A 12,744-nucleotide genomic window follows, 5' to 3' on the forward strand; every position below is an offset into this window, starting at 1 on the left:
ACTTCATTAGATAAGCTGTGGATATATTCGTCCAACATTGGATAAGAAAATAATACCATTCATTATAGCAAGCTTGCCAAGCCAATGAAAGTTTCAAGGGCTCGGGGACATGGAAAAAAACTGGCTTGGAATTATAATCCAGGCCAGCTTTTTTAAGCATTCATAAATTATTGATGCGTTACATTGTAAGCATAAACCCAATTTTCAGCATAGGCATCAGGACTTTCCCCAGGGGCCGTTGTGTCATTTGACTGTGTATAGTTGCCTATCTTGAAATAACAACCTGTAGCATTTTTTGTTTGCGTGTACGGTACCGTTTGGCCATTGTATTCATAGCTGAGGACGCCGCCTGAAGCGGTGACTTTAACGGTAAATACGGTACCTAAAGTATAATTGCTGTCAAGCAAATACGCGTGCGTATTGTCTCCATCTGTAATATAGATTTTGGCTGTTGTTGAAACACCGCCAGGGTTGTTTCCTTCAACACGGAAAACAGTTACGTCATCATCTGCATCATGGATTTGGCCGACTACCGTATGCGGTTTTATGGACGTCAAGTGAGTAACTTTTTGTTTGATAAACATGGAGTGTGTTTTTCCATCATTGGTTCCCCATGACTTTAGACTGCTCGAATCCTGCGTTGTGTAGTTATCGACCATCTCACGCAATTCGCTTCTCGGATTTTTGGACCCGCTAGTTGAAACGGCACCGTGGTTAGCCCGGAATTGAACCGCATAGCCATCGGTATCGTTCACAACTTTGAACCATGGGTTAATGGAATAGGTATCCAAATCAGGCTGGAAGATTTCCAATGGTGTGGATGGATTAGAGGTCGATTTAGGTATAGGCAGAGTAAGCTTCCAGTTTTTCAAATATAACACTTGTGACGGTAATGTTGGTGTACTGCCGGATTGCGTTGTCGCGCTGGCGGTATTACTTGCCGTTGATACATTTCCGGCCGCATCCTTCGCTTTGACTGTGTAGCTGTAAGCGGTGGATGCACTCAGGCCCGTGTCGCTGAATGAGGTAGCTGTTGGTGATCCGACAAGGGTGGAGCCACGGTATACTTGATAGGCCGTAACACCCACATTATCGGTAGAGGCAGTCCAGCTCAAGTTGATTTGGCTGCTGGATGCTGCTGTTGCGGTCAAGTTGGTTGGTGCTGTGGGAGATTGCGTATCTCCGCTGCTACCACCACCTCCAGTAATTGTAAAGTCGTCAAAACGAACGTCAGTCGACGTAGTTCCACGGGCAAAAATGATAGCGCTCGTGTTAGACGACCCTGTGGTGAAGGATACCGAAATGGAGGTCCAGGCTGAAGAATTGCCGCCTATGGTAACCTCGCTGCCGCCAAATGTATTCGCGCCAATTAACCCTTGACCCAAAATCCAGGCACTAAGAGTATAGGTGGTGTTGGTGCTCAGGCCAGAGATGGTTTGTGAAATTTGCGAGCCTGAGGATGAAATTTTGCCTGAGCGGGCACCGCTGTGGTAATCACTCGTAGAGATCGCGGTGCTGCCGCTAGTTGTCCAGCCGGTGAAGCTGTTCTCAAAACCAGGGTTCGCAATTGTAACCTGAGTTCCGCCGGCTTGAGTTGTAGCACTGGCTGTGTTGCTGGCAGCTGAAAGATTGCCTGCAGCATCCTTTGCTTTAACGGTGTAGCTGTAGGAAGTGGAGGCGTTCAGGCCCGTGTCGCTAAAAGAAAGAGTCGTCGGAGATCCGACAAGGGTTGAACCACGGTATACGTTATACCCGGATACACCTACGTTGTCGGTAGAGGCATTCCAGCTCAAATTAATTTGGCTGCTGGAAATTGCAGTTGCGGCGAGATTCGCAGGCGCTGTCGGAGCTTGTGTATCGCTTGAGGCAATATCGCTGACGAGAACATCGTCCCACCAGCCGGCTCCTGAAGAGTAAATGGCGATTTTACCGCTGGTGAGGCTGCTGTCGGTCACGCTCACGAGCTGTGAACCATTGACAGATCCGGAAATTGTCGTGCCATTCAGCGACAGCTTCAAAGTATAGAAAGTCGATGTGTTAAAGGTATAAGCAGCACTTTGTAAGGTTGTGGTTGTGCCGCCCACTTTTTTCTTCAGCACTACATTGCCGTTGTTCAACGCAAGTATGTAATAGTTGTTGTTATCCGTATAGCGTCCAACAATACCTGTAGTAGAGCTGGTTGAAGCGGTTTGGATGCGCGCTTGGTAGGTGTAGTTCGTCCAAGAGGATTGGCCGTTGGTCATCATATAATCGGTTGAAGATGTAGTGGTTTGTTTGGCTAAGTTTGTACTGATCTGTGAAATCGCCCAGCTGCCGTTGCTGGTTGCGTTCACCCAGCCGCCCTGAGGAAATGAGGAGTATGATTCAAAATCATCACTGAACAAAGTGGCGGCAAAAATAGGAGTGATAGGGACTAAAGCCACCAATAAAAGCAAGCAAAGCAAGAAACGCATACCTTTTTTTGCATCAGAACACAACATAATTATAGCCTCCCTAATTATTTGTATGGGATCTCATGTTGTCATTTGGTTTTCAGTTCTTCCACTCCGATTAACTATTTTCTTTTGATTAAGCGCTTTCATTTGAAAGTTACAGCTGCACCTCCTCAGAGCTTTACGTAGCCATGCTATTTTATAAGCAATGGGCAAGCTGGATATATTTCACTTCGACTTCATTGTACAACATTGATTTGCAAAGGAAGCAAGGGTAATTTTTGGGTCTGGTTGTCATTCCTATAGGTTTCTTTGAGTTTTTTTAATTTGCAATAATCTTTGAAATGAATATGGTAGAATAATTAATAATAGTGCTGCTAATCGCTAATGCTCAATACTATGAAAGTCCAATTTGATTTGCATAGGAGGAGGAATAATGGACAAAGAATTTTTGTTGCAAAATGCAATCGAAATAATGGCAGACCGCTACAAATCAGCCCAGACGCCAGAATTGGAGCTAGGTGCGGATCTATTTGCAGTAAGAATTAAAAAGAAGCTGATCAAAGACGGATGTACAGAGGCAGAGGCTGAAGCGGCAAGGTTAAAAGCGAAATTTTCTCACTAAAGGGGTTTTATTAATGTCACAGATGCTTAGAACTTTGTATACATTTTGCCAAAAAACTAAACATAATTCAAATAAATTGATAGTCTCCCAGTACAATCACAGCAAGGAAGTGAGCGAATATTCTTGTGATCGTATCGAATTTGAAACATCCCCCTATGATAGCTTGAACCTCGTTGAGGACAATGGCGATAGAGTATTATCCTTCATGATTCAAGATTGTGTTATTAACTTCGAAGGGAACAGCGCTAAAATATATCATTTGAATAAAATGTACCTGGAATTTGATTTTATTGAGTAGAATCATTGAAACATAAGAATCAGCCAAGGGGCTGCGGCCAATGTAATGAAAGCTGTAGCCATCATGGCTATAGCGGCGATGGAGCCAGAGACGTCACCATACTCCATGGCTTTGCTGATTCCGGCTGAATGTGCGCTTGTGCCAAACAGAACGCCGCGTGCAATAGGATGCTGAATGCGGAGCCACTTAACAATTAATGGACCTACAATCATGCTGAGCAGTCCGGTGAAGATAGTGGCGACAGCGGTTATCGTCGGAATGCCGCCGATGTTGGAAGATATGGAAATAGCAATGGGAGTCGTTGCGGAGCGCGGAGCCAGACTGTCCATTATTTCCGGCGATAGTCCAAGCAGGTAAGACAATCCTGCTGAGGTTACAAAGGCAGCAATTGCGCCACATCCTACACAGATAATAATGGTCCACGCATTTTTCTTTAATTGCTCCCAATTTTTGTACAAAATTACCGCGAGCGCAATAGTAGCTGGTTCGACCAAGTCGGTAAGCCAACCGGCTCCTTTATCATACGTATTATAAGAAACGCCGGACAATTCGATAACAGCGATAACGACCATTGGGGTAACTAGCAACGGTGTCAAATACATTTTTTTATAAGTTCGGTATAAGCGTTTGGATGCCCAATAAACTATTATTGTGCCGAGTAACCAGAGAATAGCGTTCATCATCGGCTTTCTCTCCTTTTACGTAACATAAATAATTGGCCCATGAGACCCGTACATATCATGACGGCTATTGTACTGAGTAAGATAGTGAGCGCTATTCGGGCTCCGCTATGAATCACTAGGCTTTTATAGTTGATAATAGCAACAGTTGAAGGAATAAAGAACAGAAGCATTTCCGATAGCAGCCACTTGGAGCCATATTCAATCCAATCGAGCCGGAGCACTTTGAGTTTTAGAAGTGTGAACATGATGATTATGCCGACAATACTGCCGGGAACTGGGATATGCAGCCACTCAACGATAAAGTTGGAGATTCGGGCGAGGATGATAAATAATACGACCTGAAAAATTGTTTTAAGCAGCAATCTCATTATTTCCGCCCTTCTTTCCTATTCCTAGTATACGAAGGTGCGTTGCATGAGTAAAATGAATATATAGAATGGTATTCATTCCATTTGTCTATGAAAACGAGGGTTTATTATCCGTGGAGATACGCCATTTAAAGTATATTACCGAAATCATGCGTCATAATAGCTTTACAAAAGCTGCGGAAGCGCTGCATATAACACAGCCAACCATTAGCAAAATGATCAAAAATCTGGAGAATGAGCTTAACATCGAGGTGTTTGCCCGGGATGGAAAACAGATTAAACTGACGAATGCCGGTGAAGCGATAGTAAAGCATGCCGGGCCGATTCTTCAGCTGTTCGATGGCATGATGACCGAAATAAACGATTTGACTTATTTGCATAAGGGCAGCATCCGTATTGGGCTTCCTCCGATGGCCGGATCGAGGTTTTTCCCTGAGGTACTCAAACGGTTTCAGGAGCAATATCCGGGAATCTCGATCAAAATGGTGGAGGATGGAGCGAGAAAAATTGAGGAAAGCCTCTCGGATGGAACATTGGATGTGGGAGTTGTCTTGGGCCCGGTTGACGAGGAAATGTTCGATACATTCCGGCTCGTAGAGGATCGGTTAAAGGTCATTATGCATCCAGCGCATAAGCTGGCTCAGCGGAGCCAGATTGAACTTGTGGATTTGGCGCACGAAAGGTTTATCCTGTTCAGCAGCGATTTTGCCCTGCATGACCGGATCATTAACGAATGCCGCGCTATAGGTTATGATCCACACATTGTCTATGAAAGCTCGCAATGGGATTTTATCGGTGAGATGGTAGGTGCGGATTTGGGCATTGCAATGCTGCCCGACACTATTTGCAGAGTACTTGATCCTGATAAGTTAAGAGCGGTTTCTTTGGTCAATCCAATTATACCGTGGGAGCTGGTGATGGCTTGGAGGAAGGAAGGATACCTTTCTTTGGCGGCCAGGGAATGGATTGCGTTTACGAAAAAAATATTTAATGAACGTGTATGAGAAAGAGTAATAGTATGCCTTGATTTAACCCATATTGTATAATAAACATGAAACTGTAGATTAATAAATCGATCTGCCGGTTCTGAATAAGTCTTTTAAACTCATATTTTATAGGAAGGTGTTGAGGATATGAAAATTATTTATCATGGACATTCCGCAGTACAAATCGAGACGAATGGAAAATCGCTAATTATCGATCCATTCCTCAGCGGCAATAAACTGGCAGTTATGAAGCCGGAAGATATCAAGACCGATGCAGTCCTTTTGACCCATGCCCATATAGATCACATTCTCGATGCAGCACCAATCGCCCAAGCGAATAATATTCCTGTCGTTTCCAATGTAGAGCTGGCTGCCTATATGTCCTGGAAAGGTGTAGAGACAATCGGTATGAATATCGGCGGAACGGTGGATCTTGGCTTCGCTCAAGCCAAAATGATTCATGCACTCCATAGCTCAGGCATCGTTGATGAGGAGAACAAAACGATATTATACGGAGGCATGGCTGCCGGGTTCATCATACGTGCGGAGGGCAAGACCCTATTGCATACAGGTGATACCGGACTCTCCCGGGATATGAAGCTGATAGGCAATCGTGAAAAAATTGACGTTGCTTTTGTACCGATTGGAGGCCATTATACGATGGGCCCGGAGGATGCGCTTCAAGCAGCGAAATGGTATAGGGCCAAGCTGGTCATTCCTGTCCACTATAACTCTTTCCCCATTATTAATCAGGATGCCAAAGCTTTCGTAAAGCAGTTGGAAGCTGAGGGGATTAGTGGAAAAGTAATGGTGCCGGGCGACGAGATAGAAATCTAGGTCTGTAGTTCATAAGGAGTGCACATTAAGGCACTTTTTGTAACATTTTATCGAATATTAGATTGCCATAAGGCTTCTATTTCTGTAGACTAAGTGTATAGACTAAACATAGTTAGGCTACTCGAATGGAGACGAATTGATGGACAATATCAGGCAATTTTTTTTGAATTTAACGGTAAGACGATTTTCGATCCTTTTTCTAATATGCTTGCTGCTCATTAGTATTAAGGACATGCTGAACCTGGTACTTTTGACCTTCCTGATAGCATTTATTATGAGCAGTATTCAAAGGTTTTTAACGAGAAGGCTTAATAGATACGTCCAGATTAACAGCAAAGTCATTATCATACTTCTGTATGCTGCGATGATTTCCATATTGGTTTATGCGATCGTAAATTATTTACCGAAGGTCTTTGTTCAGATCATACATTTAAAAGAAATTTTAGTCGGATTAACGAATTTGCCTGCTCCTCAAGATGAGATTTCCCGATATGTATATAAAACTTTGAAGGATCTGAATTTACAAGCTTATGTGAAGCAAGCCTTCGAATATATTCTCAGGTTCAGCAACTGGGGTACAACCTTTGTTCTGGCAACCATATTGAGCTTGTTCTTTATTCTGGAGAAGAATAGAATCTCTGCATTTACTTCCAAGCTTAAAACAAGCAAAGTTTCCTGGCTTTATGAAGAGCTTGAATATTTCGGCAATAAATTCATTCTGTCCTTCGGGAAAGTTATCGAAGCTCAAATTCTTATTGCTCTGTTCAACACTATATTGACCGTGATCGGGTTATGGATTCTTGGCTTCCCGTACCTGTTTGCTCTAGCTCTTATGATCTTCCTGCTTAGCTTGATACCCGTGGCAGGGTTCCTGATATCCTTAATTCCTTTATGTATTATCGGCTATAATGTAGGTGGTCATATGATGATCATCTATGTGGTTGTAATGATTGCGGTGCTTCATTTCCTGGAAGGGTACTTCTTAAATCCGAAGCTGATGTCTTCCAAAATGAATCTCCCTATGTTCTATACGTTCATAGTTCTTATTTTCTCACAGCATTATTTCGGCACATGGGGCTTGATCGTAGGCATTCCCGTGTTCGTGTTTATATTGGATATTCTCGATGTGGATACCTCAACTTAAAATGAGATAGTAATGAACCGCGGCAAACCGCCCAAGTGGTGTTTAAGCAGTCAGAATTCGACAAATTCACAAGTCCTCCATCCGAGTAATAGCTCAGAAGGAGGGCTTTTTACTGCGATTACCGAACGGGGATCAGCCGAGGGATCAGCACTGCATCCTGACCGTCGTATAGCAGCTTGAAGCGTGGTAGTGTGTCGGTTAATCTTAGACTTTGGCCGTCACTAATGGTAAATTTAAACTTATTAATAACAAGAAGGAGCTGAGCTGTATGAAGATTGCTTTTATATCCGATATCCATGGGAATGCACATGCATTGGAAAAGGTGCTAATAGATATTAATAAAAAGAATGTGGATAAAATGTATGTGATGGGAGATTTATGTTACCGCGGCCCGGAACCGAAAAGATCTATTGAATTGATTCGTTCCTTGAATGCTGATGTAATTAAGGGCAATGCAGACGAGTGGGTCGTTCGCGGTGTCCAGAAGGGCGAGGTTGCAGATTCCGCTTTGGAAATGATGAATCGTGAACGGGATTGGACTGTATCTAAACTAGATCCAACCGATATCGACTATTTGTCCAAGCTGCCTACAGAAATTAACGTTACAATAGAGGGCCTGCCCCTGCATCTTTTTCATGCTACACCGGATAGCTTGTTTGATATTGTGCCTCCGGATGCTGATAATGAAACGGTTAGTTCCAGGCTGATGTCATCCAAGGACGCGCAAATGTACATATATGCTCATATTCACAAACCATATATCAGGTATATCAATGGTAAAGTGATCATGAATACAGGGAGCGTCGGGCTGCCCTTTGACAGTACGGCAATGGCTTCCTACGCTACTTTGGAGATAACGGAAGGGGCTATCACAACCGCTATTGAACGGGTAAGCTTTGATATTGAAGAGGTTGTCCGGCAATATGAGGCTTCGAGCTACCCCAATGCGGAAATGATGACCAGGGTTCTTAGGAACGCTAGAGTTAATTAAAGAAATCAAGCAGGGAACAAGGAGGAGCTATGTCAACGAAAACGAATGCCTGCCGAATTTTAGATTCATCTCAGACGGAGTATACATTGCATGAATATGAGTGGAGTGAGGACCAGCTTGATGCTTTTACAGTTGCTGATAAAGTAGGATTGCCGGTGAATCATCTATATAAAACGCTTGTATTACGTGGAGACAAAACCGGAATTATTATGGCGTGTATTCCCGGGGACAAAGAGCTGAACTTGAAGGGACTCGCTCAAGTGAGCGGCAATAAGAAGGTCGAGATGGTTCAGGTAAAAGAAATTCAAGCATTGACCGGTTATATTCGCGGTGGAGTGTCGCCACTTGGGGTTAAGAAGAAATATCCCTTTTATATGGATCTAACGGTTACTACAGTTAATCCAGTCAGCATAAGCGCAGGTCGCCGTGGACTTCAAATATTTCTCGATGGCAAAGATTTGGCAGCCGTCTCTGAAGCTGTTTTAGCTGATATTACTCTGTAGATTAGCAATGAAATGATGAACGATAAGGAGACTGTACATTGGATTTTTCCAGCAAGCTTAAGGAGCTGCGGCAGCAGCGGGATATTTCATTGCGGAAATTAGGAGAAAAGGCCAGCATTAGTTATTCGATCCTTAATTCAATAGAGAATGGCCGATTCCAACCCTCCAAAGAAATTGTAATATCATTAGCGTATGCATTAAGAGTAGAAAATGTAGAAGAGCTGTTAGTCCTTGCAGGTTACCCTACAACTAGTAGCACAGATAGTGAATGATATATTGCGAGGGTCTGCATTTGCCTAGCGTTATATAAGGAGTGAAAACAAATGGTGAGTCAGGGTTCCATCACGGCCATGATCGTGCAGGTCATTCTGGGAGTTCTCATTCCCGTGGCGCTTGTGTTATATTTTCGCAGGACTACTGGTATTTCTTATCGTGCGATAGGTGTTGGGATACTCGTTTTTTTCATCTTTTCGCAGGTTTTGGAAAAAGGTATGCATTATTATGTATTATCCTTTAATAAATCGACGGCAGCTTGGTTCAAAAATCCTTGGCTGTTTGCTCTTTATGGGGGGCTTGCCGCAGGTATATTTGAAGAGGTAGGACGGTGGCTTGGCTTCACTTTTCTTCTGAAAAACCGGCAGCAGCGCAAGGACGGCATCTCCTTGGGAATCGGTCATGGAGGCATTGAAGCTTTCCTGATAGCCATCGTTTCCGGTGTACAGGGAATAATCTTTGCAACAATGATTAATGCGGGTAAGCTTGAGGAGTCACTTGGAGCAGGTTTGCCGCCGGAGCAGATAGCTGAACTCAAGAACCGTTTGATCCAAACTGCGCAAAGTGAATTTTGGTTGGGAGGACTGGAGCGTATCCCGGCAATATTCATGCAAATTGCGTTCTCTCTAATTGTATTGTATGGCGTTCGCAATCGTAAGGTTGTATATTTACTTTATGCGATTCTGCTTCATGCCCTTGTTGACTTTGCACCTGCCATGTATCAAGCTCATTTCTTATCATTGTGGGTGGCTGAGGCTGTAATATGGATATTGGGTATTGGGGCAATAGTGGTGATTGTGAAGTCGAAGAAATGGTTTGCGTAAATAAAGAGGGATTGTCTCAGCGTATGAGGCAGTTCCTTTTTTTGTAATTTTATTATTGACATACCATAATGTAAGCGATATCATTTGTTTATCGAACGAAGTTCGCATATGCGAACTACAAAAAATGGAAGGTGGCGCAGCCAGTTGCGAATTACAAAATTAGAATTATTTCATGTTAAGCCAAGATGGCTCTTTTTGAAGGTTCACACCGATGAAGGGATAACAGGCTATGGAGAACCGATTGTTGAGGGCAGGGCCAAGACGGTTGAGGCGGCAATCCGGGAGCTGGAATCTTATTTGATCGGACAGGATCCTTTAAGAATTGAACATCATTGGCAGGTGATGTACCGTGGGACTTTTTATCGTGGAGGTCCGATTCTGGTAAGCGCAATAAGCGGTATTGAACAAGCGTTATGGGATATCAAAGGGAAATACTACAACATTCCGGTGTATGAAATGCTTGGGGGTGCTTGTCGGCATAAAATTCGTATGTATAGCCATTGCTCGGGAGATACGCCTGAGGAAATTGCCAAAAATGCGGTTAAGAAACAACAGCAAGGCTTTACTGCTATCAAAATCGGCATTGATCCCCCGGTGCTGAACGTAGATAGCTTAGCATTCGTCGAAAGCCAAGTAGCCAAATTGGCGGCAATTCGCGCTGCGGTTGGTAAAGAAATGGATATCGCCATTGATTTCCACGGTAGAGTGAGTCCAGCCATGTCAATCCGACTTGCACGGGAGTTTGAGCCTTATTATCCGATGTTTATTGAGGAGCCATGCCTGCCTGAGAATGTGGATACTATGGTGAGGGTTGCACAATCAACGTCTATTCCTATTGCATCGGGAGAGCGGTTGTTTACACGCTGGGGCTTCAGAGAAGTGTTGGAGAAGCAGGCGATCGCCATTGTACAGCCAGACCTGTGCCATGCGGGCGGAATTCTGGAAGCTAAGAAAATAGCGGCCATGGCAGAGGTGTATTACGGCTCCATCGCTCCTCATAATCCACTCGGGCCGATCTCATTGGCATCTTGTCTACAGCTGGATGCATGCACGCCTAATTTCTTGATTCAGGAGCATCCTTCTCTCCATGAGAAATGGGATTTGGGCGCGGGCTATCTTAAGAAACCTTTTGTTATAGAAGACGGTTATATCAAGCTGCCGGAAGGTCCAGGCTTAGGCATCGAAATTGTAGAAGAATCACTGGTGGAGAGGGCTTACCCTGGTGATTGGGATACTCCGAGATTGTATCACGAGGACGGCTCTTACGCAGAATGGTGAGCCTTAGAAGTTATGCAGCGAGTGGTTGAGCCATAGGTGGAATGTGAGTGTGCTGAAGCTCTATAAAAATTTGGGAGGTCCGATTATGCTTATTAAAATGTCAAAGCTGCACGCAGTAGTTACGAGTACCTTGTTATCGCTCAGCTTGCTTCTAACGGCTTGCAGTGGAGGCGGTACGGGTGCTGGAGCGGGCGGTGCGGTACCCGCGAGCGATAAGGGGAGCGGTAGTTCAACAACTCCAGCGGCAACAGCAACTGGTAACGATGCTTCCAAAAACGAGCCTATCACACTCACTATCGTCTCAACCACTATTCTGGAAAAACCGGAAGCAACCGTTGAACAAGCAATTGCTGATGAATTTATGAAGCAGCATCCGAATGTGAAAATTCAGTTTGTCGGCGTGCCGATGAATGATTTGTTTGCTAAGCTGACCACGATGGCAACAGGCAAGCAGCTTCCGGACATTTTCACAAACACACCCGATTTCGTAGCTAAGGCTGAAGAAATGGGTATTACAGCAGATATGTCCAAATTATTGGGTGATGATTTTTTGAAAGGCTTTTATCCATCTAATCTTAAAGAAGCAACGTTCAAAGATAAGCTGCAGTTTATGCCTTGGTTTACAGCTCCCACAGCTCTATTATACCGGGCCGACTGGTTTCAGGAAAAAGGCTTGAAGCCTCCAACTACATGGGATGAATTCAGGGATGCTGCGAAAGCGTTAACAGAACCCGGTAAACGTTGGGGTTTTGCATTGGTTGGCTCGAAAAATGGATCGGGTGCGGGACGGTTCATGCACATTCTTCGTTCCTATGGGGTAGAAGAGCTGCGTGAAGAGAATGGGAAGTGGGTGACGGATATGGATAAACCACAGGCCATTGAAGCGCTGAAAATGTTCGGCGAGCTGTACACGAAGGATAAAGTAGCTCCTCCTGGGCCTACTCAAGTAAGCTATGCAGAAGCGGTAACCTTGATGGCTACGGAAAAAACGGGGATGATCGTGACAGGTCCGCATTCTACGGGAGCCATTTATGCGCAGAATCCTAATTTGAAAGGGAAATTAGGCTCGGTCCCGCTTCCAAAGGCGGCTAATGGAGGGAAGCATGTCACTACATTAGGGGAACTTGGCTTCTCCATCTCCAGCGGCTCGAAGAATCAAAAGATGGCTGTAGAATATTTGAAATTTCTTGTTTCCAAGGACAATGCGGTTAAATTCAACGAAACGACAGGACGTATGCCGACAAGAACGGAAGCTGGAGATTTGGTGAAAAGCAGCGCAACGTTTGCCGGGTTTGTTCAAGCGCTGGAATATGTAGTTAACTTCCCGCAGGTGCCTTATTTGCCGAAAGTTCAAGATATACTGGGCGAGGCTTATCAGGCTCTGCTTACCGAACAAGCGACGCCTGAAGCTGCTGCCAAGAAAGCGGCACAAGCCATCCGTGACGAAATCCAGAAAAGCTCCAAATAACTTTGCCAGAGGGGAAAACCGCCTGTTCAAGGAC

At 44.4% G+C, this 12,744-nt stretch carries 13 protein-coding genes; 10 read left to right on the top strand and 3 right to left on the bottom strand.

Going from position 1 to position 12,744, the window contains the following annotated elements; genetic code table 11:
* Positions 1-167: 167 nt before the first annotated feature.
* A complete protein-coding gene (locus tag NV381_RS07120) occupies positions 168-2,480 on the bottom strand; it encodes a polysaccharide lyase family 7 protein (RefSeq protein ID WP_258212575.1) in 2,313 nt (770 codons plus the stop codon).
* A gap of 388 nt (positions 2,481-2,868) precedes the next feature.
* Here NV381_RS07120 and NV381_RS07125 point away from each other — a divergent pair, with 388 nt between their 5' ends.
* On the top strand, positions 2,869-3,057 hold the full coding sequence (locus NV381_RS07125; RefSeq protein WP_258212576.1) for a hypothetical protein: 189 nt from the start codon (positions 2,869-2,871) through the stop codon (positions 3,055-3,057).
* A gap of 300 nt (positions 3,058-3,357) precedes the next feature.
* On the opposite strand, the gene NV381_RS07130 is transcribed toward NV381_RS07125, so the two are convergent.
* Together NV381_RS07130 and NV381_RS07135 are read right to left on the bottom strand one after the other, a co-directional pair.
* Positions 3,358-4,038 (bottom strand): LrgB family protein, encoded by a 681-nt coding sequence (locus NV381_RS07130; protein WP_258212577.1) that lies wholly within the window; start codon positions 4,036-4,038, stop codon positions 3,358-3,360.
* Entirely contained in the window at positions 4,035-4,406 is a 372-nt protein-coding gene (locus tag NV381_RS07135) for a CidA/LrgA family holin-like protein (protein WP_258212578.1), read from the bottom strand. The genes NV381_RS07130 and NV381_RS07135 overlap by 4 nt, the downstream gene beginning before the upstream one ends.
* A 113-nt stretch (positions 4,407-4,519) precedes the next feature.
* On the opposite strand from NV381_RS07135, the gene NV381_RS07140 reads away from it, so the two are divergent.
* From NV381_RS07140 to NV381_RS07180, 9 genes are all read left to right on the top strand, one after another.
* Positions 4,520-5,410: a LysR family transcriptional regulator gene (locus NV381_RS07140; RefSeq protein ID WP_258212579.1), complete on the top strand. Its 891-nt coding sequence runs from the start codon at positions 4,520-4,522 to the stop codon at positions 5,408-5,410.
* 129 nt (positions 5,411-5,539) lie between these two features.
* Positions 5,540-6,229: a metal-dependent hydrolase gene (locus NV381_RS07145; protein ID WP_258212580.1), complete on the top strand. Its 690-nt coding sequence runs from the start codon at positions 5,540-5,542 to the stop codon at positions 6,227-6,229.
* 139 nt (positions 6,230-6,368) lie between these two features.
* Complete coding sequence (locus NV381_RS07150; RefSeq protein WP_258212581.1) at positions 6,369-7,373, top strand: AI-2E family transporter; 1,005 nt, start codon at positions 6,369-6,371, stop codon at positions 7,371-7,373.
* 268 nt (positions 7,374-7,641) lie between these two features.
* On the top strand, positions 7,642-8,364 hold the full coding sequence (locus NV381_RS07155) for a metallophosphoesterase family protein (RefSeq protein WP_258212582.1): 723 nt from the start codon (positions 7,642-7,644) through the stop codon (positions 8,362-8,364).
* A 29-nt stretch (positions 8,365-8,393) separates the two neighbouring features.
* On the top strand, positions 8,394-8,867 hold the full coding sequence (ybaK, locus tag NV381_RS07160) for a Cys-tRNA(Pro) deacylase (RefSeq protein WP_258212583.1): 474 nt from the start codon (positions 8,394-8,396) through the stop codon (positions 8,865-8,867).
* Positions 8,868-8,905: 38 nt separating this feature from the next.
* Positions 8,906-9,139 (top strand): helix-turn-helix domain-containing protein, encoded by a 234-nt coding sequence (locus NV381_RS07165; RefSeq protein ID WP_258212584.1) that lies wholly within the window; start codon positions 8,906-8,908, stop codon positions 9,137-9,139.
* 51 nt (positions 9,140-9,190) lie between these two features.
* The gene (locus NV381_RS07170; RefSeq protein WP_258212585.1) at positions 9,191-9,964 is read left to right on the top strand and encodes a YhfC family intramembrane metalloprotease; all 774 of its coding nucleotides are present in this window, start codon (positions 9,191-9,193) and stop codon (positions 9,962-9,964) included.
* A 144-nt stretch (positions 9,965-10,108) separates the two neighbouring features.
* Positions 10,109-11,242 (top strand): galactonate dehydratase, encoded by a 1,134-nt coding sequence (gene dgoD / locus NV381_RS07175; RefSeq protein WP_258212586.1) that lies wholly within the window; start codon positions 10,109-10,111, stop codon positions 11,240-11,242.
* Positions 11,243-11,327: 85 nt separating this feature from the next.
* The gene (locus NV381_RS07180) at positions 11,328-12,710 is read left to right on the top strand and encodes an ABC transporter substrate-binding protein (protein ID WP_258212587.1); all 1,383 of its coding nucleotides are present in this window, start codon (positions 11,328-11,330) and stop codon (positions 12,708-12,710) included.
* The last annotated feature ends 34 nt before the right edge of the window (positions 12,711-12,744 follow it).

Source organism: Paenibacillus radicis (ex Xue et al. 2023), from assembly GCF_024722015.1.
Classification (GTDB): Bacteria; Bacillota; Bacilli; order Paenibacillales; family NBRC-103111; genus Paenibacillus_S.